This window comes from Pseudomonas sp. S1(2024) (assembly GCF_046557535.1).
In genome coordinates this window covers 1-24986 of sequence record NZ_JBKGFP010000002.1, presented here as the reverse complement: position 1 = coordinate 24986, position 24986 = coordinate 1, and the positions used below count along the sequence as shown (strand labels likewise).

At 63.3% G+C, this 24986-nt stretch carries 27 protein-coding genes and 1 pseudogene; 15 read left to right on the top strand and 13 right to left on the bottom strand.

Translation table 11 applies throughout. The features are described from left to right. Positions 1-12 precede the first annotated feature (12 nt). Entirely contained in the window at positions 13-1131 is a 1119-nt protein-coding gene (locus ACLCGK_RS03335; protein ID WP_015269216.1) for an LOG family protein, read from the bottom strand. Positions 1132-1293: 162 nt separating this feature from the next. Here ACLCGK_RS03335 and ACLCGK_RS03330 point away from each other — a divergent pair, with 162 nt between their 5' ends. Continuing rightward, positions 1294-1503 carry a hypothetical protein gene (locus tag ACLCGK_RS03330; RefSeq protein WP_004375471.1) on the top strand — a complete coding sequence of 70 codons (210 nt, stop codon included), beginning with the start codon at positions 1294-1296 and terminating at the stop codon, positions 1501-1503. Positions 1504-1517: 14 nt separating this feature from the next. On the opposite strand, the gene ACLCGK_RS03325 is transcribed toward ACLCGK_RS03330, so the two are convergent. Continuing rightward, positions 1518-1937: a quorum-sensing-regulated virulence factor family protein gene (locus ACLCGK_RS03325; RefSeq protein ID WP_013971343.1), complete on the bottom strand. Its 420-nt coding sequence runs from the start codon at positions 1935-1937 to the stop codon at positions 1518-1520. 220 nt (positions 1938-2157) lie between these two features. Between ACLCGK_RS03325 and ACLCGK_RS03320 the strand changes: the two genes are divergently transcribed. The 3 genes from ACLCGK_RS03320 to ACLCGK_RS03310 all read left to right on the top strand — a co-directional run bounded on the left by ACLCGK_RS03320 (position 2158) and on the right by ACLCGK_RS03310 (position 4036). Further along, positions 2158-2868, top strand: a complete 711-nt coding sequence (locus ACLCGK_RS03320) for a tRNA-uridine aminocarboxypropyltransferase (RefSeq protein ID WP_013971344.1) — start codon at positions 2158-2160, stop codon at positions 2866-2868. A gap of 78 nt (positions 2869-2946) precedes the next feature. After that, on the top strand, positions 2947-3597 hold the full coding sequence (gene erdR, locus ACLCGK_RS03315; protein ID WP_410951281.1) for a response regulator transcription factor ErdR: 651 nt from the start codon (positions 2947-2949) through the stop codon (positions 3595-3597). Between the two features lie 73 nt (positions 3598-3670). Continuing rightward, positions 3671-4036, top strand: coding sequence for a diacylglycerol kinase (locus ACLCGK_RS03310; protein WP_046616644.1), 366 nt, complete (start codon positions 3671-3673; stop codon positions 4034-4036). On the opposite strand, the gene finR is transcribed toward ACLCGK_RS03310, so the two are convergent. Beyond that, positions 4033-4959, bottom strand: a complete 927-nt coding sequence (finR, locus tag ACLCGK_RS03305) for a LysR family transcriptional regulator FinR (protein WP_004375481.1) — start codon at positions 4957-4959, stop codon at positions 4033-4035. The genes ACLCGK_RS03310 and finR overlap by 4 nt on opposite strands. A 121-nt stretch (positions 4960-5080) precedes the next feature. On the opposite strand from finR, the gene fpr reads away from it, so the two are divergent. Continuing rightward, positions 5081-5860: a ferredoxin-NADP reductase gene (fpr, locus tag ACLCGK_RS03300; protein ID WP_004375483.1), complete on the top strand. Its 780-nt coding sequence runs from the start codon at positions 5081-5083 to the stop codon at positions 5858-5860. Between the two features lie 188 nt (positions 5861-6048). Here fpr and ACLCGK_RS03295 read toward each other — a convergent pair whose 3' ends face one another. Together ACLCGK_RS03295 and ACLCGK_RS03290 are read right to left on the bottom strand one after the other, a co-directional pair. Then, positions 6049-6543: a SprT family zinc-dependent metalloprotease gene (locus tag ACLCGK_RS03295; protein ID WP_013971347.1), complete on the bottom strand. Its 495-nt coding sequence runs from the start codon at positions 6541-6543 to the stop codon at positions 6049-6051. A 132-nt stretch (positions 6544-6675) separates the two neighbouring features. Beyond that, positions 6676-7275 (bottom strand): Yip1 family protein, encoded by a 600-nt coding sequence (locus tag ACLCGK_RS03290; protein ID WP_003252385.1) that lies wholly within the window; start codon positions 7273-7275, stop codon positions 6676-6678. A gap of 262 nt (positions 7276-7537) precedes the next feature. Between ACLCGK_RS03290 and ttcA the strand changes: the two genes are divergently transcribed. Both ttcA and ACLCGK_RS03280 read left to right on the top strand, forming a co-directional pair. Then, positions 7538-8362 carry a tRNA 2-thiocytidine(32) synthetase TtcA gene (ttcA, locus tag ACLCGK_RS03285; RefSeq protein ID WP_012270926.1) on the top strand — a complete coding sequence of 275 codons (825 nt, stop codon included), beginning with the start codon at positions 7538-7540 and terminating at the stop codon, positions 8360-8362. A gap of 4 nt (positions 8363-8366) precedes the next feature. After that, on the top strand, positions 8367-9038 hold the full coding sequence (locus ACLCGK_RS03280) for a DNA-3-methyladenine glycosylase I (protein ID WP_410951280.1): 672 nt from the start codon (positions 8367-8369) through the stop codon (positions 9036-9038). A 102-nt stretch (positions 9039-9140) separates the two neighbouring features. On the opposite strand, the gene ACLCGK_RS03275 is transcribed toward ACLCGK_RS03280, so the two are convergent. From ACLCGK_RS03275 to arsC, 3 genes are read right to left on the bottom strand one after another with little or no spacing between them, the layout of a single operon-like run. Beyond that, entirely contained in the window at positions 9141-9554 is a 414-nt protein-coding gene (locus ACLCGK_RS03275; protein WP_015269221.1) for a DUF2069 domain-containing protein, read from the bottom strand. Beyond that, positions 9547-10152, bottom strand: a complete 606-nt coding sequence (gene wrbA / locus ACLCGK_RS03270) for an NAD(P)H:quinone oxidoreductase (protein WP_015269222.1) — start codon at positions 10150-10152, stop codon at positions 9547-9549. Before wrbA ends, ACLCGK_RS03275 begins: the two co-directional genes overlap by 8 nt. Next, positions 10149-10502, bottom strand: coding sequence for an arsenate reductase (glutaredoxin) (gene arsC / locus ACLCGK_RS03265; protein WP_047594822.1), 354 nt, complete (start codon positions 10500-10502; stop codon positions 10149-10151). The genes wrbA and arsC overlap by 4 nt, the downstream gene beginning before the upstream one ends. Positions 10503-10587: 85 nt before the next feature. On the opposite strand from arsC, the gene ACLCGK_RS03260 reads away from it, so the two are divergent. Next, a complete protein-coding gene (locus ACLCGK_RS03260; RefSeq protein ID WP_015269224.1) occupies positions 10588-11052 on the top strand; it encodes a TlpA disulfide reductase family protein in 465 nt (154 codons plus the stop codon). A 164-nt stretch (positions 11053-11216) separates the two neighbouring features. On the opposite strand, the gene ACLCGK_RS03255 is transcribed toward ACLCGK_RS03260, so the two are convergent. The 4 genes and pseudogenes from ACLCGK_RS03255 to ACLCGK_RS03240 form a co-directional block, all read right to left on the bottom strand. Then, entirely contained in the window at positions 11217-11621 is a 405-nt protein-coding gene (locus tag ACLCGK_RS03255) for an META domain-containing protein (protein WP_004375489.1), read from the bottom strand. Next, entirely contained in the window at positions 11618-12055 is a 438-nt protein-coding gene (locus ACLCGK_RS03250) for a hypothetical protein (RefSeq protein ID WP_004375491.1), read from the bottom strand. The genes ACLCGK_RS03255 and ACLCGK_RS03250 overlap by 4 nt, the downstream gene beginning before the upstream one ends. A gap of 31 nt (positions 12056-12086) precedes the next feature. Beyond that, positions 12087-13076, bottom strand: coding sequence for a 2-hydroxyacid dehydrogenase (locus ACLCGK_RS03245; RefSeq protein WP_410951279.1), 990 nt, complete (start codon positions 13074-13076; stop codon positions 12087-12089). Positions 13077-13229: 153 nt separating this feature from the next. After that, positions 13230-15972, bottom strand: a pseudogene (locus ACLCGK_RS03240) (response regulator). A 193-nt stretch (positions 15973-16165) separates the two neighbouring features. Here ACLCGK_RS03240 and ACLCGK_RS03235 point away from each other — a divergent pair. The 7 genes from ACLCGK_RS03235 to ACLCGK_RS03205 all read left to right on the top strand — a co-directional run bounded on the left by ACLCGK_RS03235 (position 16166) and on the right by ACLCGK_RS03205 (position 24559). Further along, positions 16166-16885 carry a response regulator transcription factor gene (locus ACLCGK_RS03235; protein WP_367245320.1) on the top strand — a complete coding sequence of 240 codons (720 nt, stop codon included), beginning with the start codon at positions 16166-16168 and terminating at the stop codon, positions 16883-16885. 3 nt (positions 16886-16888) lie between these two features. Next, positions 16889-18280 (top strand): histidine kinase sensor domain-containing protein, encoded by a 1392-nt coding sequence (locus ACLCGK_RS03230; protein WP_410951278.1) that lies wholly within the window; start codon positions 16889-16891, stop codon positions 18278-18280. Positions 18281-18439: 159 nt separating this feature from the next. After that, a complete protein-coding gene (gene cysM / locus ACLCGK_RS03225) occupies positions 18440-19339 on the top strand; it encodes a cysteine synthase CysM (RefSeq protein WP_023662461.1) in 900 nt (299 codons plus the stop codon). Further along, on the top strand, positions 19340-20698 hold the full coding sequence (rlmD, locus tag ACLCGK_RS03220) for a 23S rRNA (uracil(1939)-C(5))-methyltransferase RlmD (protein ID WP_410951277.1): 1359 nt from the start codon (positions 19340-19342) through the stop codon (positions 20696-20698). A 96-nt stretch (positions 20699-20794) separates the two neighbouring features. Next, a complete protein-coding gene (relA, locus tag ACLCGK_RS03215; RefSeq protein WP_015269231.1) occupies positions 20795-23035 on the top strand; it encodes a GTP diphosphokinase in 2241 nt (746 codons plus the stop codon). 124 nt (positions 23036-23159) lie between these two features. Further along, a complete protein-coding gene (gene mazG, locus ACLCGK_RS03210) occupies positions 23160-23993 on the top strand; it encodes a nucleoside triphosphate pyrophosphohydrolase (RefSeq protein WP_013971361.1) in 834 nt (277 codons plus the stop codon). 26 nt (positions 23994-24019) lie between these two features. Continuing rightward, complete coding sequence (locus ACLCGK_RS03205) at positions 24020-24559, top strand: DUF2058 domain-containing protein (RefSeq protein WP_013971362.1); 540 nt, start codon at positions 24020-24022, stop codon at positions 24557-24559. A 45-nt stretch (positions 24560-24604) separates the two neighbouring features. Here ACLCGK_RS03205 and ACLCGK_RS03200 read toward each other — a convergent pair whose 3' ends face one another. Next, the gene (locus ACLCGK_RS03200; RefSeq protein WP_003257734.1) at positions 24605-24787 is read right to left on the bottom strand and encodes a hypothetical protein; all 183 of its coding nucleotides are present in this window, start codon (positions 24785-24787) and stop codon (positions 24605-24607) included. Positions 24788-24986 lie beyond the last annotated feature (199 nt).

The following is a 24986-nucleotide window of genomic DNA, read 5'->3' as shown; positions in this document are numbered from 1 at the left end:
CCTGTGTCACGATCAACTGACCTTCAACGCCTCCCTGGCCCGCTGCGTCGTATGCATGGGCTGCGGCTTGGCCCAGTTCTCCGGCAGGTTGATGAAATCCACCAGCTCGCGCAGCCTGCCCTGATCCCGGCCATTGAAGGCAAATGACAAGCGGGTCAGGTGGTTGAAGTTGCCCACTTCGTGCTCGGCGCTGCTGTCAGGTTGCTGGTGGTACTTGCCACTCAAACGCAAATCGGCAAAGCCTTCCTGGATATCATACAGCGCCGCTTCGCTGAGCGGGTGATGCATGCGGATCACGAACTGGCTCTTCAGCCAGCGGCTGGAGTGGTAGTTGCTGTAGAACTGGTTGATTTCCTCCACTGCCTCGTCAGCGCTGTGCACCAGGCGCAGCAGTTTCAGGTCGCTGGGCAAGATGTAGCGGTTTTCCTCCAGTTGGCGGCTGATGAAGTCCAGGCAGTCGCGCCAGAAGCTGCCACCTGGTGAGTCCAGCAGCACCACCGGTACCAGCGGGCTCTTGCCGGTCTGGATCAGGGTCAGCACCTCCAATGCTTCATCCAAAGTGCCGAAACCACCCGGGCACAGCACCAGGCCATCGGCCTCCTTGACGAAGAACAGCTTGCGGATGAAGAAGAAATGGAACGGCAGCAGCTTGTCGGTGCCATCTACCGTGGGGTTGGCGTGTTGTTCGAAGGGTAGGGTGATGTTGAATCCCAGGCTGTGGTCGCTGCCGGCGCCTTCGTGGGCGGCTGCCATGATGCCGCCGCCGGCACCGGTTATTACCATCAGGTCGGAGCGCGCCAGGGTTGCGCCCAGTTCGCGGGCCAGGGCGTACATCGGGTGTTCCAGCGGGGTGCGCGCCGAGCCGAACACGGTCACCTTGCGGCGGTCCTTGTAGCGTTCCAGGGTGCGGAACGAATGGTCCAGTTCGCGCAGGGCCTGCAGGGTGATCTTGGCGCTCCAGCGGTCGGTGTCGTCATGGGCCATGCGCAGGATGGTCAGCATCATGTCGCGGTACAGCGCCAGGTTGGGGCTGTTCGGTGCCACCAGTTGCAGTTGTGCGTCGATGTTGCTCAGGTCGATGTTGTTGTCGCGGAAATGGCTGAACAGCAGTTCACTCGATTGGTAAGGCATGCAACGTCTCCTTCTGCACCTATACCTCTGACCTCAATCTAGACCCTTGCGCTCAATCCTGCCGGGGGTGTTCGACACAGCCGCCCGTCGGCATGCAGCCACGGGGGATGCGGGTTTGGTTAACTGGGTAAAGCGAAACGTGTCGATGCAGGAGGTGGCGGTATGCATCGCTTGATCATCGAAGTTGACCGGCAGCTTTACCAGCAGCTGGAGAATGCGGCCCAGATGCATCACCTGAGCCTGGAGAACGAGTGCCGGCGCAGGCTGTCGGGGCTGGAATGCCAGTCGCGCTACCTGCAGGCGCTGCTGGCAGAGATGCGCGCTGATGCCGCTGAGGGGCGCTGGTGCGCCCGTGAAGACGAGAAGGCGTAGCGATCCGAGCTGGTTTACTTCTTCTTGTTGCCGGCCACGCAGCTGGCGTTGTCGAACGCCTGGTCCATGATCGGTTGATTGGTCTTGTATACCGTGAAGCGGTAGACCATCACCGCGCCTTTGGACATCAGGTTACGGAAACCGCTGTTGCGGCAGACGCTATCACCCAGCTGGCTGCGGACCTGTTCGGGGTTGGCCTGCATGCGCGCGGCATGGTCCTGGCGCACGCTCAGGTGGTTGACCAGTGCCTTGCCTTCCACCGTGTAACCTTGGTCGAGGATGTCCTCGTTGATGGCTCGCGGGGTGCCGACACTGCTCTCTTTGGCAACCTTCTGCAACATGTTGTTCAGGTCGTATTCCTGCTTGGAAGCCGCCTGGGCTGCCAGGGGCAGGGCGAGCAACAGGCTCAGGGCGGGGACGATACGGCGCAGCATGAATCTCTCCTGGTTCGATGACTGGCGCTTTGACATGCGCGGGTCGACGGCGTTCCCTGAAAATCGCGCAGGCGCGAGGCTGGGGTACGGTAAAGCAGCGATTATAAGGACCGCGTCGCCACCTGCACAGCAATTGCCCCCTGTTCTGGTAGACTGGTGCCCTTAGTTTTCTCCGAGTCATCCTTGTGTCCATTCCCAACCTGTCCAGAGGCCTGCCGGCATGAGCCATGCGGTAGCGCGCCTGCGCGCCGAACGCCTGGCTCGCAGCAACAAGCCCTTCATCGCCCGTGGTTCACGTGCCGAACGCTGCCCCGATTGCCGGGTCATTGCCACTCATTGCCTGTGCGCCTGGAAGCCCCGGGTGCAGGCCGAGTCCGGCGTGTGCCTGCTGATGCATGACACCGAGCCGCTCAAGCCCACCAATACCGGTTGGCTGATTGCCGACCTGATCGAGGACACCTCGGCTTTCGGCTGGCTGCGCACTTCGGTAGACGAACGCTTGCTGGCGTTGCTGGACGACCCGCGTTGGCAGCCCTACATCGTCTTCCCCGGCGAATTCGTTGCCCAGGAGCGAGTGGTCAGCGAGGTAGTGCGTGAGCCCGGCAAGCGTCCGCTGTTCATCCTACTGGATGCCACCTGGACCGAAGCGCGCAAGATGTTCCGCAAAAGCCCGTACCTTGATCGCTTCCCGGTGTTGAGCCTGCAGGCCGAGCAGATGTCCCGCTACCGCCTGCGCCGCTCCAAGCGCGATGATCACTTCTGTACCGCGGAAGTCGCGGCCATGTGCCTGGACCTTGCCGGCGATACCCAGGCCTCGCAGGCGCTGGACGCCTACCTGGATGTGTTCAGCCTGCATTACCTGAGCGGCAAGCGTCGCCTGCCGCTGGACGAGCAGGACGACACCCACCAGCGTTTGCATACCTTCCTATAGTCCAAGGGGCACAACCCCTGCTTTGGTTCATAATGACCCTTACCCGAGTGCCCGACACAGAACAGGATCCCCAGATCGATGGCCACTTACGAAATCCTGATTGCCGATGACCACCCGCTGTTCCGTGGCGCCTTGCGCCAGGCCGTTACCCTCGGCCTGGGCCCGGATGTACGCCTGGTAGAAGTTGCCAGCATTGCCGAACTGGAAACCCGTCTGAGCGAAAAAGACAACTGGGACCTGGTGTTGCTGGACTTGAACATGCCGGGTGCCTACGGTTTTTCCGGGCTGGTGCTGCTGCGCGGGCAATACCCGCAGATCCCCGTGGTGATGGTATCGGCGCAGGAAGAGGCTGCAGTGGTGGTCAAGTCCCGCGAATTTGGCGCCAGTGGCTTCATTCCCAAGTCCAGCACCCTGGAAGTGATCCAGGATGTGGTGCGCAAGGTGCTCGATGGTGAGGTCTGGTGGCCGCCGCAGGCGTTCGAAAGGGTCGATGTCTCGGCCGAAGCCAAGGCCGCCAGCGAAGGCCTTGCCAGCCTCACGCCGCAGCAGTTCCGGGTGCTGACCATGGTCTGCGAAGGGCTGCTGAACAAGCAGATTGCCTATGAGCTGAACGTGTCGGAAGCAACCATCAAGGCTCACGTGACGGCAATCTTCCGCAAGCTGGGTGTGCGTACCCGCACCCAGGCGGCGTTGTTGCTGCAACAACTTGAATCGGTTGCCAGCAGTTGAGTGGGCGTGGCTTCACGCTTTTTTTACCCGTGCCGGTCTAGTCTGCTGGCCTTTCCGCCGTGAAGTGACTCACATGACATCGCCATTCAAGGGCCAGACTGGCCTCAAACGTATCTTCAACGCCGCCGGATATTCGCTGGATGGGCTGCGCGCTGCCTTCAAGGGTGAGGCCGCGTTCCGCCAACTGGTGCTGCTCAACGTGCTGCTGGTCCCGATTACCTTCTGGCTGCCGGTCAGCCGTGCAGAGCGTGCAATCATGATCGCCGTTTGCCTGTTGGGCTTGATCGTCGAATTGTTCAACTCGGCGGTGGAGGCAGCCATCGATCGTATTTCGCTGGAGCGCCACCCACTGTCGAAAAACGCCAAGGACATGGGCAGCGCCGCGCAGCTGGTGGCACTGACCATGGTGGCGCTGGTGTGGGGTGTGATCCTGCTTTAAGCGATCGGTGGCAACACGATCTCGTCACTGCGTGTGAAACCCGCGGTGAAGTTGCGGCACAGTTCGAGAAATTCGCGCATGGCCGAGGTCTGGTACTTCTGTTTGTGCCAGATGAAGTAGAACTGGCGCATCAGGTCCAGCTCCGGGGTTTCCACCGCTACCAGGCTGCCGCGGCGGAAGGCGTCACGCAGGGCAAGGCGCGAGATGCAGCCGATGCCCAGGCCCGACTCCACCGCGCGCTTGATGGCTTCGGTGTGTTCCAGCTCCAGGCGGATGTTGAGGTTGGTGCGGTGGTGGCGCATGGCCTGGTCGAAAGTCAGGCGCGTGCCTGAGCCCTGTTCGCGCAGGATCCACGCCTCCTGGGACAAGGTCTGTACATCGGCGCGTCCCAGTTTGGCCAGCGGATGCTGTGGCGCGCAGAACACCACAAGTTCGTCCTCGACCCAGGGCTGCACTTCCAGGTCCGGGTGGTTGCAATCGCCTTCGATCAGACCCAGATCAATTTCGTAATGCGCCACCTGTTGCACGATATGCGCGGTGTTCTGCACATGCAGCTTCACCTGGCTTTCCGGGTGCACCTGCATGAAGCTGCCGATCAGCAGGGTGGCCAGGTAGTTGCCGATGGTCAGCGTGGCGCCGACTGCCAGCGAGCCGAAACCGGACTTGCCGTTGAGCAGGTCTTCGATTTCCTTGGCCTGGTCGAGCAGGGCCACTGCCTGCGGCAACAGTTGCTGGCCCAGGGCGTTGAGGCTCAGGCGCTTGCCGGCCCGGTCGAACAGCTGGCAGCTGGACTGTCGCTCAAGCTCGGTGATCGAGGTGCTGGCGGCCGACTGCGACAAGGCCAACACACTGGCGGCGCGGGAAACGCTCTGGTGCTGGGCCACGGCAACGAAGACTTGCAGTTGACGAAGTGTAAATCGCATATCGATATAACCGATAACACATATCTTGATAATCCAGTTAACAGATATTGTCGCTGCCCCTAAACTATCGCGCAACTGCGCGTCTTGCGCGCGCCGCGTCTTTCTTCAGGAGCCCCATTAAATGAGCAACATGAACCACGAACGTGTCCTCAGTGTGCACCACTGGAACGACACCCTGTTCAGCTTCAAGTGCACCCGCGACCCGGGCCTGCGCTTCGAGAACGGTCAGTTCGTGATGATCGGCCTGCAACAAGAAAGCGGCCGTCCGCTCATGCGCGCCTATTCCATCGCCTCGCCGAACTGGGAAGAGCACCTGGAGTTCTTCAGCATCAAGGTGCCGGACGGTCCGCTGACCTCGCAGCTGCAGCACCTGAAGGAAGGCGACGAGATCATCATCAGCAAGAAGCCTACCGGTACCCTGGTACTCGACGACCTGAACCCGGGCAAGCATTTGTACCTGCTGAGCACCGGCACTGGCCTGGCACCGTTCATGAGTGTCATCCAGGACCCGGAAACCTACGAGCGCTTCGAGAAAGTGATCCTGGTGCACGGCGTGCGCTACGTGAACGAAGTGGCCTACCGCGAGTTCATCACCGAGCACCTGCCGCAGAACGAGTTCTTCGGTGAGTCGGTTCGCGACAAGCTGATCTACTACCCGACCGTGACCCGTGAACCGTTCGAGAACCAGGGCCGCCTGACCGACCTGATGCGCAGCGGCAAGCTGTTCAGCGACATCGGCCTGCCACCGATCAACCCGCAGGACGACCGCGCGATGATCTGCGGCAGCCCGAGCATGCTCGACGAAACCAGCGAAGTGCTGGACAGCTTCGGTCTGAAGATCTCCCCGCGCATGCGCGAGCCGGGTGACTACCTGATCGAGCGAGCCTTCGTCGAGAAGTAAGGCGCAGGCTGATGCAAAAGAAGGCGACCCCCGGGTCGCCTTTCTTGTGCCTGTGATTCATATATCGCCTGTACCGGCCCTTTCGCGGGCTTGCCCGCTCCCACAGGGATATCACAAGGCCTGAGGTCAGTGGTACCCCTGTGGGAGCGGGCAAGCCCGCGAAGAGGCCGGAACAGGCAATACACAATCTATTCGACGCGCGTCTCGCCGCTATACACCAATATCTCCCGACACCGCTTGCACAGGTAGCGCCGCCCTTGGCGCACCAGCTTGTGCCGCTGCGCGGTAAACGGGAAGTCGCTCTGCGGGCAGGGGCAGCGGTAGATGTAGCGGGTCACCACGCGCCTTTGCACTTCGTAGTTGTGGCAACGGTTGGGCGGCAGTTCATACACCCCGCGCATGATCAGCTGCCACTCTTCGCCATGGGCCTGAATGCGGTCGCCGAACAGATGGTGTGCCACCAGGTGCGCCACCTCATGGGCCACGGTCTGGCGCAGGAAGTCTTCCTGGTTTTCGCGGTAAAGCTGCAGGTTGAAGCGCAGCAGGTTCTCGTGCAGGTGGGCGACGCCGGCTTTTTGCCCGCGCAGCTTGAAGCTGATTTCCGGGCGTGGGAAGGGGCGTTTGAAGAAGGTTTCAGCTTGCTGGTAACAGGTTTCGACGCGTTGTCTGAGCAGCTCGGGCATGGCGGGGTGGTTCTCCTGACCGGACATTATGCCGCAACCCCGGGCAACCTGCCGAGCCACCGGTCAGCGCACAGCCAGAGGCCGCCTTGCGGCGGCCCCAGGTTTGATGCCCCAGTGTTGGTCGAGTCTGTTCTAGTTGGTGTAGACGGGCCCCACGCCCAGTCCCCAGATGATCACCGTGGCGGCCATGATCGCCACCAGTACCACAAGGCCTACCGCCAGCACCGAGCTGGAGAACAGGAAGCCTTCGTCGGAGGGTATGTTCATGAACGTCGGCAAACCGACGTACAACAGGTACACCGTGTAGCAGATGGCGGCCGTGCCGATCAGCATGCCCAGCCACAGGTGCGGGTACAGCGCAGCCAGGCCGCCGATGAACAACGGTGTGGCGGTGTAGGTGGCAAAGGCGATGCACTGTGCCATGGACGGGTTGGCATCGTAGGTGCGGGCCATCCAGTGGATGAACGCCCCCATTACCGCCACCCCGGCAAGCATCGCCAGGTACGACATGATGCTCATCCAGATGGCGCTTTCCATGGTCAGCATCACCGCTGGCCGGTCGCCGATCACCCAGCCGACCTGGGTGGTACCGATGAACGCCGAAACGGCGGGGATCGCAGCCAGGATCAGGGTGTGCGTCAGGTACATGTGGCTGATGGTTTCTTCTTCGCCACGAATTTCCCGCCATTCCTGGTCGGGATGGGTAAACAGCCCCACAACGTGATGAATCATGCCGATCACTCCTCTCAATGTTGCCAAACGCCCCCCAGATGGAGCGCAAGCGGCCCTAGGCCCGAACACCGAAGCAAGCGGTAATGTGGCCTTATGTCGCAGTATAGGAAGCCGTTACCCGCATAAACCGTGCTTTTTAGAGCAAATTGCGCTGTAAGGCGCGCTGTTGATTACAATGAAGTCTTTATCGGAATGCCTACAGCGCCGCCGCGTTTGTGCGTAAAATAGCCGGCTTTTGTCACACCTCGCGGATCCAAGCGCTATGGGCACCCTCTCGGTCAACCAGAACAAACTGCAAAAACGCCTGCGTCGTCTCGCCGGCGAAGCCATCACCGACTACAACATGATCGAGGATGGCGACAAGGTCATGGTCTGCCTGTCCGGCGGCAAGGACAGCTACACCATGCTCGACGTTCTGTTGCACCTGCAGAAGGTGGCACCGATCAAGTTCGAGATCGTCGCGGTGAACATGGACCAGAAGCAGCCGGGGTTCCCCGAGCATGTGCTGCCGGCCTACCTGAAGGAACTGGGCGTCGAGTACCACATTGTCGAGAAGGACACCTATTCGGTGGTCAAGGAGCTTGTCCCCGAGGGCAAGACCACCTGCTCGCTGTGTTCGCGCCTGCGCCGTGGCACCCTGTACACCTTTGCCGACGAAATCGGCGCGACCAAGATGGCGCTGGGGCACCACCGCGACGATATCGTCGAAACCTTCTTCCTCAACATGTTCTTCAACGGTGCGCTCAAGGGCATGCCGCCGAAGCTGCGCGCCGACGATGGCCGCAACGTGGTGATCCGCCCGCTGGCCTACTGCAGCGAGAAGGATATCCAGGCCTACTCGGACATGAAGGAATTCCCGATCATCCCGTGCAACCTGTGCGGTTCGCAGGAAAACCTGCAGCGCCAGGTGGTCAAGGACATGCTGGTGGAGTGGGAGCGCAAGCACCCGGGGCGTACCGAGAGCATCTTCCGTGCCCTGCAGAACGTGGCACCGTCGCAGTTGGCCGACCGCAACCTGTTCGACTTCACCAGCCTGAAGATCGACGAGAACGCCACCCCACGTTTCCTTGACGTGCTGAACATCTGAGCCCATGCGCGATTACCAGTGGTTGCACGAGTACTGCCTGAACCGCTTCGGCTCGGCCCAGGCCCTGGAGGCCTTCCTGCCGCAGCCGCGCACACCCGCACAACTGCGTGATATCAGCGACGACCGCTACCTGTCGACCTTGGCCCTGCGCGTGTTCCGCGCCGGGCTCAAGCACAGCCTGGTGGATGCCAAGTGGCCGGCGTTCGAGCAGGTGTTCTTCGGCTTCGCCCCGGAGAAGGTGGTATTGATGGGCGCCGAGCACCTCGAGCGGCTGATGCACGACGAGCGCATCATCCGCCACCTGGGCAAGCTCAAGAGCGTGCCGCGCAATGCGCAGATGGTTCTTGACGTGGCCAAGGAGAAGGGCAGTTTCGGCGCCTTCATCGCCGACTGGCCGGTGACCGACATCGTCGGTTTGTGGAAATACCTGGCCAAGCACGGCAACCAGCTGGGCGGGTTGTCGGCACCGCGCTTCCTGCGAATGGTTGGCAAGGACACGTTCATCCCTACCGATGACATGGCTGCGGCGTTGATTGCGCAGAAGGTGGTCGACAAGCCGCCGACCAGCCAGCGGGACCTGGCCTTGGTGCAGCAGGCGTTCAACCAGTGGCATGCGGAGAGTGGGCGGCCGCTGTGCCAGTTGTCGGTGATGCTGGCGCATACCGTCAACCATTGAGAGTTGTGTTGGCCCCTTCGCGGGCATGCCCGCTCCCACAGGTACAGCGCCGACCTCAAGTGTGGCGCGAACCCTGTGGGAGCGGGCAAGCCCGCGAAGAATCTAACTGCCTTCGCCCGCCATGCGCCGCTCATGCTGGAATTTCCAGCGCACATACAGCAGCCCGGCAATGAACAGCCCCAGGCTCACCAGTACTTCAACCCAGCCAAATACCGCCCGCGCCGGGTCGAACGCCGCCAGCACGCCCTTGATGAAATAGATATTCACCACGAAGCAGGTCCAGGCATGTGCCCGGGCGCTGCCTGTCAGCATGCCCGGCAGCAACAGCAGCAACGGCACCAGTTCGATCGCCAGGATCACCTCGACCCGCGCCCCGTGCAGGTTGGCGAACCACAGGTTGTTCGCCACCAGCAGGGCGATCAGGCCGAAGAAGAATGCCAGGCTCAGCGCCCGCGTCAGGCGCAGGCGAGGCGCCAGCCACTCAAGCGGCGGCAATACCTTGGGCTTCTTAGCCACGTGCAGCCTCCAGGGCCTTTGCAGTGGTCGCCAGGCGTTGGCCAAGGGCGCGGCACAGGGCTATCTCGTGCTGGTCGAGCTCGCGCTTGCCATCGGCGCCAGCATGATGGCTGGCGCCATACGGGGTGCCGCCGCCACGGGTTTCGAGCAATGCCGATTCGCTGTACGGCAGGCCCATCACCAGCATGCCGTGGTGCATCAGCGGCAGCATCATCGACAGCAGAGTGGTTTCCTGCCCGCCGTGCAGGCTGGCGGTAGAGGTGAACACGCCTGCCGGCTTGCCGACCAGTTCACCGCCCAGCCACAGGCTGCTGGTGCCATCCAGGAAGTACTTGAGCGGCGCCGCCATGTTGCCGAAGCGGGTCGGGCTGCCCAGTACCAGGCCGGCGCAGTGGCGCAGGTCGTCCAGGGTGGCGTACAGCGCACCGTTGGCCGGGATGTCCGGGGCCACTGCTTCGCACTCGGTGGAAATCGCCGGTACCGTGCGCAGGCGGGCTTCCATGCCGGCCAGCTCGATGCCGCGGGCGATGTGCCGGGCCATCTCGCTGGTCGACCCATGGCGGCTGTAATACAGCACCAGGATGTAGGGCTCGCTCACGGCAGGATCTCCAGTACTTTCTCGGGTGGCCGGCCGACCACGGCCTTGTCGCCAGCGACGAGGATCGGCCGCTCGATCAGCTTGGGGTGCCGGGCCATGGCGTCGATCAGTTGCGCGTCGGTAAGCGACGGGTCGGCCAGGTTCAGCTCCTTGTACTCGTCCTCGCCGGTACGCAGCAGCTGGCGCGGGGCGATGCCCAGCTTGCCGAGCAGAGCCGTCAGGGTGGCCGCGTCGGGCGGGGTCTCGAGGTAGCGCACGATTGTCGGCGCCAGGCCGCGAGCTTCGAGCAGTTCCAGGGCGCCGCGGGATTTCGAGCAGCGCGGGTTATGATAGAGCGTGAGGTCGGTCATGTCGGGTCGCATCCAGCAGGGTGTGGCGGCTATTCTAACCGCAGCGACTGACCAATTTGCTTTAAAACTCAAGAAGGATTGACCCATGGCAAGGCGTCTGGCAGCAGTACTGGCCATCACCGCGAGCCTGTTGCTCGGTGGTTGCGGTGCCGATTATGGCGTGGACCAACACGGTAATACGGTTAAGGCCGAACAGATCGACGGGCACTGGCTGGTGCTCAACTACTGGGCCGAATGGTGCGGGCCGTGCCGTACCGAAATCCCTGAACTGAACGCGGCAGCCAAGCAGTGGGCGGCCGATGGTATCAAGGTGGTGGGGGTGAACTTCGATGGCTTGCAAGGGCAGGAGCTGAAGCAGGCTGCCGAAACCCTGGGCATCGCTTTCACCGTATTGGCGCAGGACCCGGCCGAGCGCTATGACCTGCCACGTAGCGAGGCATTGCCGGTGACCTACATCATCGATGACAAGGGCAAGGTGCGGGAGCAACTTATGGGCGAGCAGACCCTGGAAGGGCTGCAGGCCAAGATCAAGGCGCTGAAGGGCGCCTGATTCTTTGGGTTGCCACGCGGTCTTGTGGGAGCGGCCTTGTGTCGCGAAAGGGCTGCATGGCAGCCCCGGCAATTTCAGCGGCTAAGCTGATATCCGGGGCCGCTACGCGCCCCTTTCGCGACACAAGGCCGCTCCCACAGGCCGCAAAGCGGCCCCGGCAATATTCAGCCTTCCTCAGGCCAGAAGCGCAGTGGCTTGCCTTCGGCCGGCCAGAAACGCATCTGCTCGATAGGCGACACATCCCAGCGCTGCACTGTTTCCAGCGCCTGCAGGAAGCGCTTTTCCTGCTCCATCAACGCCGGCGCGCAGAGCTTGCGGGTCTTGCCGACCTTGCCGAAGCTGAGGTGCTCGCCGTCCAGTGTGTATGGCGCGAACCAGTGGTTGCAGCCGCCATTGCCATAGGCACGGCCATCGCTGGCCAAGGTCAGGGTCAGGTGGCTGTAGTCGATCAGCGGCCGTTCGCCAATCCACTCCAGCACATAGCTGCGCTCCTGCTGCAGCTTGGAAGGTTCTGCGGCGCAGCCGAGCAGGCCGGTGGCAATCAGCACGCCGGTCAGCAGATTTTTCACTCGGCGCTCTCCTGGCAACGCGGGCACAGGTGTTTTTCGCCACGGCTGGCCCAGCCCAGCTCGGCAACGCGCGCGCTGGCGGCAGGCTGGCGGGCTTTCTTGCCCAGCTTGGCGTCCACCGCGAACTCGAAGTCCAGCACGGCGTCGCAGCTGTCGCACGCGACCTGCCAGGTGAGGATTTCCAGCTCGTTGAACACCGGGCCGCTGGCCACGGCAACCCACTGGCCGCGCGGGTTGATCAGGTGGCGCACGCTCTCCACTGTCAGGCGCATGGACAAGTCCTTGCTGCCCTTGAGGGTGACCAGCAGGGTGTCGCCTTTGTGCATCGAGCCGCCGTTGCCGGTGACCTGGTAGCGGCCCGGCACCAGGGCGCGGCACTCGATCAGGGTATGTTGCGGGTTGAAAAGGGTGTAGCGGAAATCGTGCTCGACCATGGGTCCTCCAGAAATGCCGCGTATCCTAGCACTAACCCATCACCAGATTCTGTGGATTGCCTGCCGCCCAGCGGTTGATGTTGTCCAGCGTGGTCGCGGCGATGGCATCCAGTGCCTCGCGGGTAAGGAACGCCTGGTGGGCAGTGATGATCACGTTTGGGAAGGTCAGCAGACGGGCCAGCACGTCGTCCTGCAGCGGCAGGTCGGAGCGGTCCTCGAAGAACAGCTGGGCTTCTTCTTCGTATACGTCCAGGCCGAGGTAGCCGAGCTGACCGCTCTTCAGTGCGTCGATCAGCGCCGGGGTGTCGACCAGCGCGCCGCGGCCGGTGTTGATCAGCATGGCGCCGGGCTGCAGCTGGGCCAGGCTTTGTGCATTGATCAGGTGCCGGGTGTGCTCGGTCAGCGGGCAGTGCAGGCTGATGACGCGGGCTTCGCGCAGCAACTCGGGCAATGGCAGGTAGCGCGCGCCCAAGGCCAGCAACTCGGGGTTGGGGTAGGGGTCATAAGCCAGTAACTGGCAGCCGAAACCAGCCATGATGCGAGCAAAGGCTGTGCCGATCTGGCCGGTACCGACCACGCCGACGGTCTTGCCGTGCAGGTCGAAGCCGGTCAGCCCATGCAGGGTGAAGTCACCCTCGCGGGTGCGGTTGTAGGCCCGGTGCAGGCGCCGGTTCAGGGCCAGGATCAGCGCCACGGCGTGTTCGGCCACGGCGTGCGGCGAGTAGGCCGGCACTCGCACTACGGTCAGGCCCAGGCGCTGGGCGGCGGCCAGGTCGACATGGTTGTAGCCGGCCGAGCGCAGGGCGACCAGGCGCGTGCCGCCTGCGGCCAGGCGCTGCAGCACCTGGGCGTCGAGCTCGTCATTGATGAAGGCGCAGACCACCTCGTAGCCATTGGCCAGGGTAGCGGTGTCGAGGGTCAGGCGGGCGGGCTGGAAGTGCAGGTCCAGTGTGGTGCCGCTGGCGGCACGGGTGAAGCTTTCCTGGTCGTAGTGCTGGCTGCTGAACAACAGGGCGCGCATGGTGGGTTCCTTTTCCAGTGCAGGAGGTACAGCATACCTTGAATATGGCGCGGGCCACTGTGGGAGCGGGCGTGCCCGCGAAGAAGACTTCGCGGTGGATGGCACGGGCTTCGCCCATGTTCGCGGGCACGCCCGCTCCCACAGGGAACTGTGTCAGGCGCTCAATCTGGCCTGCGCCGCCAGGCGGTTGATCGCCGCATCCAGTTCGTCCAGTGCCAGTTGTGCCAGCGGGTTTTCCTGCTTGAGCAAGGTTTCGCTGCGCTGGCACGCGGCCCGCAACTGCGGGACGCCGCAATAACGTGAGGCGCCGTTCAGGCGGTGCACCTGTTCGATCAGGCGGTTGCGGTCGTCGGCCTCGCGGGCGGCGCGTATGGCTTCGCGGTCGGCTTCCAGCGAGCCCAGCAGCATGCTCAGCATATCGGCCGCCAGGTCCGCTTTGCCGGCGGCCAGGCGCAGGCCTTCCTCAGGGTCCAGCACCTTCAGGTCATCACCGTTGGCCAGTTGCTCGGCCAGGCGTTCCTGCTCTGGCGCACCCAGGCTCAGGCCGGTCCATTTCATTACCACCTGGGCCAGCTGCCGTTCGCTGATTGGCTTGGTCAGGTAGTCGTCCATGCCTCCATGCAGCAACGCGCGTTTCTCGTTGGCCATGGCGTGGGCGGTGAGGGCGACGATCGGCAACGGGTCGCCGCTTTGGGTGTTTTCCCACAGGCGGATCTGCTCGGTGCAGGCGCGGCCGTCCATGCCGGGCATCTGCACGTCCATCAGCACCAGGTCGAACGGTTCGTTCTGTACCGCCTGTACTGCCGCATAGCCGTTGTCGACGGCCAGCACCTCGGCGCCCAGGTCTTCGAGCAGGGTCTGCACCAGCAGTAGGTTGGCGGGGTTGTCGTCGACGCAGAGGATCTTCGGCTGGCGCTGGCCGTTGATGCTGTTCACCTCGCCCTGCGGGCGGCGCGGTTGCACCAGTTCCAGCAACAGGCGGCGCAGTTTGCGCGTGCAGGTCGGCTTGGACAGCAACTGGCCATGGCCGTTGGGAAGGTACGGGTGGTACAGCGCCTGCTCGGTGGTCGGGCACAGCACCACGCACTGGCAATGGTAGCGCTCGAGCTGCTGATGGTAATGGCCCAGCTGCTCGGGCGACAGGTTGCCAAGGTTGGCCCCGAGCACGGCGAACTCGAACGGCAGGCCGGCCTGGCTGGCGGCTTGCACGCCCTGCAGCAGTTGGTCGAAGGAGGCGAACAGGCTGACGCTGAGGCCGCAGTCTTCCAGCTGGTGCTCCAACGCCTGGCGCGCCAGTTCGTGGCCATCGACGATGGCTGCGCGGCGGCCCAGCAGCGGTTGCAGCGGCAGCTCCTCGACACCATCGTGGGCCTTGGGCAGGTTGAGGCTGATCCAGAACTGCGAACCCTCGCCCGGGGTGCTGTCGACGCCGATTTCTCCGCCCATCTGCTCGATCAGGCGCTTGGAAATCACCAGCCCCAGGCCGGTGCCGCCAGGCTGGCGGGCCAGCGAGTTGTCGGCCTGGCTGAAGGCCTGGAACAGCGTACGCACATCCTGCGGCGACAAGCCGATGCCGGTGTCCTGCACGCTGATGCGCAGCTGCGCACTGTCCTCGTGCTCATCTTCGAGCATGGCGCGTACGACGATGGTGCCCTCGCGGGTGAACTTGATTGCGTTGCTGACCAGGTTGGTAAGGATCTGCTTGAGCCGCAACGGGTCGCCGATCAACGACGACGGGGTATCGCGGTAGATCAGGCTGAGCAGTTCCAGCTGCTTGGCGTGGGCGGCCGGGGCGAGGATGGTCAGGGTGTCCTGGATCAGGTCGCGCAGGTTGAAGGGGATGCTGTCGAGCACCAGCTTGCCGGCCTCGATCTTGGAGAAGTCGAGGATCTCGTTGATGATCCCGAGCAGGTTGTCGGCAGACTTCTCGATGGTGCTCAGGTAGTCGAGCTGGCGCGGTGTCAGCTCGCTTTTTTGCAGCAGGTGGGTGAAACCGAGGATGCCGTTGAGCGGGGTGCGGATTTCGTGGCTCATGTTGGCCAGGAATTCCGACTTGATGCGGCTGGCCTCCAAGGCTTCCTTGCGCGCCATGTCCAGCTCGATGTTCTGGATCTCGATGGTTTCCAGGTTCTGGCGTACGTCCTCGGTGGCCTGGTCGATGCTGTGCTGCAGCTCTTCGTGGGCGTTGTGCAAGGTTTCGGCCATACGGTTGATGCCGCGCGCCAGCTCGTCAAGCTCGTGGCTGCCCATGGCCGGCAGGCGCTCCTCGAGGTGGCCGTCCTTGAGCTGGTTGACCGCATGCTTGATGCGCTTGATTGCGGCTCATGCGCAGTGCCAGCAGGCCGCTGAGCACCAGGCAGGCGAGAATCAGCAACAGGCTGGTGAACAGGTTGCGGTAGCCGCGCAGCAGGGTGCCGTCGTGGGACAGCTCGATCTCGACCCAGCCCAGCAGGCGTTCGGCTTCGGTCGGCACGGCATCGGTGGCCAGGTCGCGGTGGTGGCCGAACACTGGCATCAGATAGCGGGTGGCGTCATTGCCGCTGCGTTGCAGCAGCTGGGTGCCGGTGCCGCCGCTGGGCGGCTGGTTTAGCATGCTCGGGCCGGCATGTGCCAGGCGCGTGCGGTCCGGGGCCAGGAAGGCGACTGCGCGCACATCGGCCTGCTCCAGTGTTTGTGCGGCAATGCGCTCAAGTTGTGCCGGTGCCAGCTTGGCCATGGCGGGCGCGGCCAACGGCGCCAGTTGCTCGGCGATCATCTTGCCGCGTTGCAGCAGCTGGGTGCGCAGGTCGTTCTGTTGCAGCCAGGTGAAGTAGCTACCCAGCACCAATGCCATCAGGCCGGCCGGCAGCAGGGCCAGCAGCAGGACCCGGCTGCGAATTCCCAAGCGATCGAGCACACTCGCCTCCTGTCATGTGCCTGGACACCGTCAAGCGATGACGGCCAAGCCGGGAAGTTACTCCGCCTGCGGTGCTATTGCACCTCTTTAGTACGTGTTTTGTGCCCTTGCAGCGGCATTGGTCGCAGGGCGGTTGCCTGGCAGGCGCTGGATACTCAATAATCACGCAATTGAGAATGCATGGCAGTTGCCAATGAATCCTGTAGCTATTCACAACTCCAATATCCTCGCCATCGAGGATGATCCGGTCCTCGGTGCCTATCTGCACGAAGAGCTGCAGCGCGGCGGCTTCCAGGTGACCTGGTGCCGCAATGGCCTGGAGGGCCTTGAAACGGCGGGACGCCATGCTTTCGACGTGGTCCTCATGGACATCCTGCTGCCCGGGCTAAACGGCCTGGATGCCCTGGCGCAGTTGCGCAAGCGCAGCGCCACGCCGGTGATCCTGATGTCGGCGCTAGGTGCCGAAGCCGACCGCATCAGCGGCTTCCAGCGTGGTGCCGACGACTACCTGCCCAAGCCGTTCAGCATGGCAGAGCTGCGGGTGCGCATCGAGGCTATCCTGCGCCGTGTGGCCCTCGAGCGGCGCCATCAAGCCCCGCAGGTGCAGGAAGGCGGTGGCGAGTTGCAATATGACGAGGCGCTGTGCGACGTGCGCCTGGATGGCCGCCTGGCCGGCCTGACACCCAGCGAATACCGCCTGCTCGACATTCTCAACCGCAACCTCGACGAAGTCCTGAGCAAGCCGTTCCTTTACCAGCAAGTGCTACAGCGAGGCTATTCGCGGCATGACCGCAGCCTGGACATGCACGTCAGCCAGATACGCCGCAAGCTCAAGGGCATCGGCTATCACGAACGGCAGATCCGTACCGTGTGGGGCAAGGGCTACGTGCTCAGCGCAAGCGAGGCGGAGTAACCCATGCTCGACCGCCATTCGCTGTTCTGGAAGCTGGCGATCCTGCTGGTGGGCTTCTGCCTGCTGATGATCGGCCTCAGTTACACCTGGGGCCGGCACATGGAGACCCAGAACGCCTTCCTTTCGGAGCCGGCGCGGCAGGCTTTGCGTGGCTATGCCGCCGAGGCCGAGCAGGCATGGCGCAGTGGTGGGCGGGCAGGGCTGGACCGCTGGGTGGCGACGATGCACCAGCGCGAACGCGGCTGGGTCGGCGTGCTCGACCTGAACCTGCGGCCGCTCGACAGCGCCAGCCTCGACCCGCAGATCATGCAGCGGTTGACCCGCCTGCGCGGTGTCGACTGGCCGATGAGCCGGCGCAGCGTCGACCAGCCGTGGTTGCGCATACCGTTCCCGGGGGCACCGGAGCAGGGCATGTTGGTGATCGAACTGCCGCAGCGCTTCAACCCCGGCCAGTACCGGATGCTGTGGCGTATCATCACCAACGGCATCATCCCGGGTCTGTTCACCCTGCTGTTGTGCGTTGGCCTTTATCGCATGCTGATCGTGCCGTTGAACCAATTGCGCGAGCAGGCCAATGCCTGGCGCGCCGACCAGTTGTCGGCTCGCCTCGACTCACGCACCATCGCCCGGCATGACGAGCTGGGTGAACTGGCCCGTGCCTTCGACCAGATGGCCGAGCGGCTGCAGGGCACGGTAGCCATGCAGCAGCAGTTGCTGCGTGATCTGTCTCACGAAATGCGTACGCCACTCAGCCGGCTGCGGGTGGCCTGCGATGGTGAAACCGACCTGCAGCGCCTGCGTGAACGCCTGACACGGGAGGTGGACTGCATGCAGCAGCTGGTCGAGGATACCCTGCAACTGGCCTGGCAGGACGCCGAACGTGCGCCGATGAACCTTGAGCCGATCGAGGTGCAGGCGCTGTGGGAGCTGCTGGCCGAGAATGCCAGTTACGAAAGCGGCTGGGCACCGGCGCGGCTGCGCTGCGAAGTGCCGGCGGACTGCTGGGTGCAGGGCAACCTGAACTACCTGGCCCAGGCGCTGGAGAACCTTTTGCGCAATGCCATTCGTCACTCGCCGGCCGAGGGTGTGGTGCGCCTCGGTGGGCAGCGTGAAGGCGGGTATTGGCGGTTGTGGCTGGAAGACGAAGGCGGTGGCGTGGCTGAAGAAGACCTGGAGCGGATCTTTGCACCGTTCTCACGGCTGGACGGTTCGCGGCCCGGGGATGGTGGTTTCGGCCTGGGGCTGAGCATCGCCCGCAGTGCCATCCAGCGTCAGGGTGGCACCTTGTGGGCGCAGAATGGCAAGCATGGGCTGCGGCTGTGGATGAGATTGCCGTTACATGTGCCGGCCCCTTCGCGGGCACGCCCGGTCCCACAGGTACAGCATTTATCTTGAGTGCAGCGCAATCCCTGTGGGAGCGGGCGTGCCCGCGAAGAGGCCGGTACAGGCTATCGATATAGCTTGTAGCTATATTCATCACAGATTGCGTGATATGGCCGGGAAGGGTTTGCCGGTATGATAGGCACCCCTGCCGTCCGGATTGTGAAATACGCCATGACCTTGCAGTACCCAACCATCGCCGATTGCGTCGGCAATACGCCCCTGGTTCGCCTGCAGCGTATCGCTGGCGAAACCAGCAACACCCTCCTGCTCAAGCTCGAAGGTAACAATCCCGCCGGCTCGGTGAAGGACCGCCCGGCACTGTCGATGATCACCCGCGCCGAACTGCGCGGCCAGATCAAGCCCGGCGATACCCTGATCGAAGCCACCTCCGGCAACACCGGCATCGCCTTGGCGATGGCTGCGGCGATCAAGGGCTACAAGATGATCCTGATCATGCCCGACAACTCCACCGCCGAACGCAAGGCCGCCATGACCGCCTACGGCGCCGAGCTGATCCTGGTGACCAAGGAAGAGGGCATGGAGGGCGCCCGTGACCTGGCCGAGAAGCTGCAGGCCGAAGGCCGCGGCCTGGTGCTGGACCAGTTCGCCAACGGCGACAACCCCATCGCCCACTACAACAGCACCGGCCCCGAGATCTGGCAGCAGACCCAGGGCACCATCACCCATTTCGTCAGCTCCATGGGTACCACCGGTACCATCATGGGCTGCTCGCAGTACCTCAAGGAACAAAACCCGGCGGTGCAGATCATTGGCCTGCAACCAATGGAGGGCTCGGCAATTCCGGGCATCCGCCGCTGGCCCGAGGAATACCTGCCGAAAATCTTCGACGCCAGCCGTGTCGACCGCGTGGTCGACATGTCGCAGCAGGAAGCCGAGGAAACCACCCGCCGCCTTGCCCGTGAAGAGGGCATTTTCTGCGGCGTGTCTTCCGGTGGTGCAGTCGCGGCCATGCTGCGCCTGTCCCGCGAGGTGGAAAATGCCACGATGGTCGCGATCATCTGCGACCGCGGCGACCGTTACCTGTCCACCGGCCTGTTCGACCCGAGCTAAATGTCCAAGAAGAAAAGCAACAGCGGCCTGCGCTTCCAGCCGGCTGGCGGCAACCGCAGCCCCCAGGTCCCGGTGGGCAAGAAGCAGCGCCTGGAAATCGAGCGCCTGGCCGGTGATGGCCGGGGCATTGCCTTCCACGAAGGGCGCACCTGGTTCGTCAGCGGCGCCCTGGCCGGTGAGGCCGTCGAGGCGCGGGTGCTCAATGCCCGTGGCAAAGTGGTCGAGGCCCGCCTGGAGCGCCTGCTGCAGGCCAGCCCCGAACGCCGTCAGGCACCGTGCCGGTATTACGAACGTTGCGGAGGCTGCAACCTGCAGCACCTGCCGCACGAAGCGCAGCTGGCGCTCAAGCAGCGCACCCTGGCAGAGCAGCTTCAGCGGGTGGCCGGCGTGCAGCCCGAGGAATGGGCCGCACCGCTGAGTGGGCCGGAGTTCGGCTACCGGCGCCGCGCCCGCGTGGCCGTGCGCTGGGACGCCAAGGCGCGTCAGCTGGAGGTCGGCTTTCGTGCCGAAGCCAGCCAGGACATCATTGCCATCGACGATTGCGCGGTGCTGGTACAGCCCTTGCCGTCGATTCTGCGCCATTTACCGACCGTGCTGCGCTCGCTGAGCAAGCCGCAGGCGCTGGGCCATGTGGAACTGTTCAGCGGTACTGCCGAGGCGCTGCTGGTGCGCCATGTCGCGCCGTTGCCCGCCGAAGACCTGGCCAGGCTGCAGGCGTTCTGCGAACAGGCCAATGCCCAGTTGTGGCTGCAGGGCGAAGGGGAGCCGGCGCCAGTGGACCCGGCCGCGCAGCTGGGCTTTGCCTTGGCGCCCTGGCAGTTGGAACTGGCCTGGCGCCCAGGTGACTTCGTACAGGTGAATGCCCAGGTCAACACGGCAATGATAGAGCAGGCGCTGGCCTGGCTCGCACCGCAGGCCGACGAGCGCGTGCTGGACCTGTTCTGCGGCCTGGGCAACTTCGCCCTGCCACTGGCCCGGCAGGCGCGCGAGGTAGTGGCAGTGGAAGGAGTGCAGGCCATGGTCGATCGGGCCGCGGCCAATGCCCGGAACAACAATGTGCATAACGCACGGTTTTTTCAGGCCGATTTATCGCAGCCTTTGGCGGGTGCCGGATGGGCCGCCGAGGGCTTTTCTGCGGTACTCTTGGATCCACCGCGCGACGGTGCTTTCGAGGTGGTGCAAGGCATCGCCCGCCTCAAGGCCAGAAGGCTGGTCTATGTATCGTGCAACCCGGCCACGCTGGCGCGAGACGCGCAGGTGCTGGTCGGCCAGGGGTACCGGTTAAAAAGGGCCGGGATTCTCGACATGTTTCCTCAGACGGCGCATGTCGAGGCCATGGCGTTATTCGAAGCGGGCTAGCTGACTGGCCCCTTGGTGCGGCTTTCATGGAATGGTGGCCGCACGGTGATCGCCAGCGCACCCGTGTGGTGTGCTGTATGGAAAGGTAAAACAAAGATGGTACAGGTGAGAGTGCACCAGCCGGTCAACACCGACGGCAGTATCAATCTCGAAGCATGGTTGGACCATGTGGTAAGCGTCGATTCGGCACTGGATCGCGCAGCGCTGAAAGAGGCCTGCGAGTTTGCCCATGAAGTCGAGAAAAAGGGCAACCCGGCCAAGCATTCCTGGGCGGACGGTACGTCCAGCTTCCAGGCGGGCCTTGAAATCGCGGAAATCCTAGCCGACCTCAAGCTCGACCAGGATTCCCTGGTGGCGGCGGTCATCTACCGCTCGGTACGCGAGGGCAAGGTGACCCTGGCCGAGGTCAGCCAGCGCTTTGGCCCGGTAGTGTCCAAGCTGATCGACGGTGTGCTGCGCATGGCCGCCATCAGCGCCAGCCTCAGCCCGCGCCAATCGCTGGTGCTGGGCTCGCAGGCGCAGGTCGAGAACCTGCGCAAGATGCTCGTGGCCATGGTCGACGACGTGCGCGTGGCGCTGATCAAGCTGGCCGAGCGCACCTGCGCGATCCGTGCGGTCAAGGCCGCCGACGACGAGAAACGCCTGCGTGTCGCGCGCGAGGTGTTCGATATCTATGCGCCGCTGGCGCACCGCCTGGGTATCGGCCACATCAAGTGGGAGCTGGAAGACCTTTCCTTCCGCTACCTCGAACCCGACCAGTACAAACAGATCGCCAAGCTGCTGCACGAGCGCCGGCTGGACCGCGAGCGGTTCATCAGCGAGGTTATGAACCAGCTGCAGAACGAGCTGCTGGCCACTGGCGTCAAGGCCGACATCAGCGGCCGGGCGAAACATATCTATTCGATCTGGCGCAAGATGCAGCGCAAAGGCCTGGAATTCAGCCAGATCTACGACGTGCGCGCGGTACGCGTGCTGGTGCCGGAAATTCGCGACTGCTACACCGCGTTGGGCATCGTGCATACCCTGTGGCGGCATATCCCCAAGGAGTTTGACGATTACATCGCCAACCCCAAGGAGAACGGCTATCGCTCGCTGCACACCGCGGTGATCGGCCCCGAGGGCAAGGTGCTGGAAGTGCAGATCCGTACCCACGGCATGCACGAGGAAGCCGAGCTTGGGGTATGTGCCCACTGGCGCTACAAGGGCACCGACGTCAAGTCCAGTTCCAACCATTACGAAGAGAAGATCTCCTGGCTGCGCCAGGTGCTGGAGTGGCACGAAGAGCTGGGCGACATCGGTGGCCTGGCCGAGCAGCTGCGGGTCGACATCGAGCCGGACCGGGTCTATGTGTTCACCCCGGACGGCCACGCCATCGACTTGCCAAAGGGTGCCACGCCGCTGGACTTCGCCTACCGCGTGCACACCGAAATCGGCCACAACTGCCGCGGCGCCAAGATCAACGGGCGCATCGTGCCGCTCAACTACAGCCTGCAGACCGGCGAGCAGGTCGAGATCATTACCAGCAAGCACGGCAATCCCAGCCGTGACTGGTTGAACTCCAACCTGGGCTACGTCACTACCTCGCGGGCACGGGCCAAGATCGTGCACTGGTTCAAGCTGCAGGCACGCGATCAGAACGTCGCTGCCGGCAAGACCTTGCTCGAACGCGAGCTCAGCCGCCTGGGCCTGCCGCAGGTGGATTTCGAGCGCCTGGCCGAGAAGACCAACGTCAAGACCGCCGAGGACATGTTCGCCTCGCTCGGTGCCGGCGACCTGCGCCTGGCGCACCTGGTCAACGCCGCCCAGCAGCTGCTTGAGCCCGAGCGCATCGAGCAGATCGAACTGGTACCGCGCAAGCCCACCGGGCCGCGTACCGGCAAGCGTGGCGACATCCAGATCCAGGGTGTCGGCAACCTGCTGACGCAAATGGCCGGCTGCTGCCAGCCGCTGCCGGGCGACGCCATCGTCGGCTACATCACTCAGGGCCGCGGTGTGAGCATCCACCGCCAGGACTGCGCTTCGGTGCTGCAGTTGGCGGGCAAGGAACCGGAGCGCATGATCCAGGTAAGCTGGGGGCCGATCCCGGTGCAGACCTACCCGGTCGACATCGTCATCCGTGCCTACGACCGCCCGGGCTTGCTGCGCGATGTGTCGCAAGTGCTGCTGAACGAAAAGATCAACGTGCTGGCGGTGAACACCCGCTCGAACAAGGAAGACAACACCGCGCTGATGTCGCTGACCATCGAGATTCCAGGCCTGGATGCGCTGGGGCGCCTGCTGGGGCGGATCTCGCAGTTGCCCAACATCATCGAGACGCGGCGTAATCGTACACCTTGAGACCGCGGTGCCTGCTTCGCGGGCTTGCCCGCTCCCACAGGCAAGATGCAGATTTCGAAACCTGCATGCATCCTGTGGGAGCGGGCAAGCCCGCGAAGAAGCCACCACCGAAGGACCTGCCTGAATGACCTACACCCTCGAAGACCTGCTGCACCTCATGGCCCGCCTGCGCGACCCGCAGTACGGCTGCCCGTGGGACCTGAAGCAGAACTACGCGAGCATCGTCCCGCACACCATCGAAGAGGCCTACGAGGTTGCCGATACCATCGAGCGTGGCGACTTCGAGCACCTGCAAGGTGAGCTGGGCGACCTGCTGTTCCAGGTGGTCTACTACAGCCAGCTGGCCCGCGAGGAGGGGCGTTTCGAGTTCGACGGCGTGGTCGACAGCATCACCCGCAAGCTCATTCGCCGTCACCCGCATGTATTCCCCACCGGCGAGCTGTATGCGCCGGTGGACACCCCCAGCCTGAACGAGGCCCAGGTCAAGTCACGCTGGGAAGAAATCAAGGCTGAAGAGCGCGCGGAAAAGAGCCAGCCCGAACAGCTGTCGTTGCTCGACGACGTACCAGCGGCATTGCCGGCGTTGTCGCGGGCAGCCAAACTGCAAAAGCGCGCGGCCACGGTCGGTTTCGACTGGCCTGCGGCATTGCCGGTGCTGGACAAGGTGCGCGAAGAGCTGGACGAAGTGCTGCAGGCCATGGCCGACGGCGATGCCGATGCGCTCGAGGATGAAATCGGCGACCTGTTGTTTGCCGCCGTCAACCTGGCCCGCCACCTCAAGCATGACCCGGAACACGCCCTGCGCCGTGCCAATCGCAAGTTCGAGCGGCGTTTCCGCTTCATCGAACAGGCATTGCGCGACAGTGGCCGCCCCATCGAAGATTGTAACCTTGATGAACTGGATGCCCTTTGGGGTGAAGCCAAACGTCAGGAAAAGAACCTGCCCAGCTGCGGCTGAGCTGTTGCATAAGTGAGTGAACATTCATGAGCCTTTCCCTTCGCGACCAACTGCTCAAAGCCGGTCTGGTCAACCAGAAACAGGTTTCCCAGGCCAACAAGGCCGAGAAGAAACAGAAACGCCTGGAGCACAAAGGCCAGGTCGAGGTGGACGACAGCCAGCAGCGCATGGCCAAGGAAGCCATGGCCGAGAAGGCCAAGCGTGACCAGGAACTGAACCGCCAGCAGCAGGAAAAAGCCGAGCAGAAGGCCCGCGCCGCGCAGATCAAGCAGTTGATCGAAGCGACTCGCCTGCCGAAGCTGAGCACCGAGGATTACTACAACTTCGTCGACGACAAGAAGGTCAAGCGCATTGCCGTCAATGCCCTGATGCGGACCAAGCTGAGTAATGGTGCGTTGGCCGTGGTGTCGTTTGCCGGCGGCTATGAGGTGATCCCTCGGGAGGCGGCATTGAAGATCCAGGAGCGCGACCCTGGCCGTGTCCTGCTGCTGAACACCCATGTCGAGGAAGCGGACGAGGACGACCCGTACGCAGCCTACAAGATCCCTGATGATCTGATGTGGTAACCACGAAAAACCCCGCCTTGGCGGGGTTTTTCATTTGAAGATGGGTCATTGCGTGGCGCGCTGGTTTTCCAGGTTTTCCAGCTCTGTACGGTACTGATGCGCTTCATGTTCGTTGTGGAACATCCCCACCAGTTGGCCCTGTTGGTGCACATCCCAGATCCGCACACCAGCGGCCAGGCCTTCGTGGGACATTTTCGATTCGTCGCGTTCGGTTACTTGGACTGTCATCGTTAAACTCCACTGCTTCAGTTGGCTGCGACACTATGTCGCACAACCTCTTTATAGAGTTTGTTAGCAGGCTAAGTAAATAAAACAGGCATGAAACAAGTTTCATGATCAGCCTTTGGGCCGGCAGGTGCACTTTTGTAGGAGCGGGGGGGGGGGGGGGGGGGGGGGGGGGGGGGGGGGGGGGGGGGGGGGGGGGGGG

Excerpts from the sequence above, each read along its gene's own strand:
- ACLCGK_RS03335 (WP_015269216.1), bottom strand. The coding sequence starts at position 1,131 with ATGCCTTACCAATCGAGTGAACTGCTGTTCAGCCATTTCCGCGACAAC.
- ACLCGK_RS03330 (WP_004375471.1), top strand. The coding sequence starts at position 1,294 with ATGCATCGCTTGATCATCGAAGTTGACCGGCAGCTTTACCAGCAGCTG.
- ACLCGK_RS03325 (WP_013971343.1), bottom strand. The coding sequence starts at position 1,937 with ATGCTGCGCCGTATCGTCCCCGCCCTGAGCCTGTTGCTCGCCCTGCCC.
- ACLCGK_RS03320 (WP_013971344.1), top strand. The coding sequence starts at position 2,158 with ATGAGCCATGCGGTAGCGCGCCTGCGCGCCGAACGCCTGGCTCGCAGC.
- erdR (WP_410951281.1), top strand. The coding sequence starts at position 2,947 with ATGGCCACTTACGAAATCCTGATTGCCGATGACCACCCGCTGTTCCGT.
- ACLCGK_RS03310 (WP_046616644.1), top strand. The coding sequence starts at position 3,671 with ATGACATCGCCATTCAAGGGCCAGACTGGCCTCAAACGTATCTTCAAC.
- finR (WP_004375481.1), bottom strand. The coding sequence starts at position 4,959 with ATGCGATTTACACTTCGTCAACTGCAAGTCTTCGTTGCCGTGGCCCAG.
- fpr (WP_004375483.1), top strand. The coding sequence starts at position 5,081 with ATGAGCAACATGAACCACGAACGTGTCCTCAGTGTGCACCACTGGAAC.
- ACLCGK_RS03295 (WP_013971347.1), bottom strand. The coding sequence starts at position 6,543 with ATGCCCGAGCTGCTCAGACAACGCGTCGAAACCTGTTACCAGCAAGCT.
- ACLCGK_RS03290 (WP_003252385.1), bottom strand. The coding sequence starts at position 7,275 with ATGATTCATCACGTTGTGGGGCTGTTTACCCATCCCGACCAGGAATGG.
- ttcA (WP_012270926.1), top strand. The coding sequence starts at position 7,538 with ATGGGCACCCTCTCGGTCAACCAGAACAAACTGCAAAAACGCCTGCGT.
- ACLCGK_RS03280 (WP_410951280.1), top strand. The coding sequence starts at position 8,367 with ATGCGCGATTACCAGTGGTTGCACGAGTACTGCCTGAACCGCTTCGGC.
- arsC (WP_047594822.1), bottom strand. The coding sequence starts at position 10,502 with ATGACCGACCTCACGCTCTATCATAACCCGCGCTGCTCGAAATCCCGC.
- ACLCGK_RS03260 (WP_015269224.1), top strand. The coding sequence starts at position 10,588 with ATGGCAAGGCGTCTGGCAGCAGTACTGGCCATCACCGCGAGCCTGTTG.
- ACLCGK_RS03250 (WP_004375491.1), bottom strand. The coding sequence starts at position 12,055 with ATGGTCGAGCACGATTTCCGCTACACCCTTTTCAACCCGCAACATACC.
- ACLCGK_RS03245 (WP_410951279.1), bottom strand. The coding sequence starts at position 13,076 with ATGCGCGCCCTGTTGTTCAGCAGCCAGCACTACGACCAGGAAAGCTTC.
- ACLCGK_RS03235 (WP_367245320.1), top strand. The coding sequence starts at position 16,166 with ATGAATCCTGTAGCTATTCACAACTCCAATATCCTCGCCATCGAGGAT.
- ACLCGK_RS03230 (WP_410951278.1), top strand. The coding sequence starts at position 16,889 with ATGCTCGACCGCCATTCGCTGTTCTGGAAGCTGGCGATCCTGCTGGTG.
- cysM (WP_023662461.1), top strand. The coding sequence starts at position 18,440 with ATGACCTTGCAGTACCCAACCATCGCCGATTGCGTCGGCAATACGCCC.
- rlmD (WP_410951277.1), top strand. The coding sequence starts at position 19,340 with ATGTCCAAGAAGAAAAGCAACAGCGGCCTGCGCTTCCAGCCGGCTGGC.
- relA (WP_015269231.1), top strand. The coding sequence starts at position 20,795 with ATGGTACAGGTGAGAGTGCACCAGCCGGTCAACACCGACGGCAGTATC.
- mazG (WP_013971361.1), top strand. The coding sequence starts at position 23,160 with ATGACCTACACCCTCGAAGACCTGCTGCACCTCATGGCCCGCCTGCGC.
- ACLCGK_RS03205 (WP_013971362.1), top strand. The coding sequence starts at position 24,020 with ATGAGCCTTTCCCTTCGCGACCAACTGCTCAAAGCCGGTCTGGTCAAC.
- ACLCGK_RS03200 (WP_003257734.1), bottom strand. The coding sequence starts at position 24,787 with ATGACAGTCCAAGTAACCGAACGCGACGAATCGAAAATGTCCCACGAA.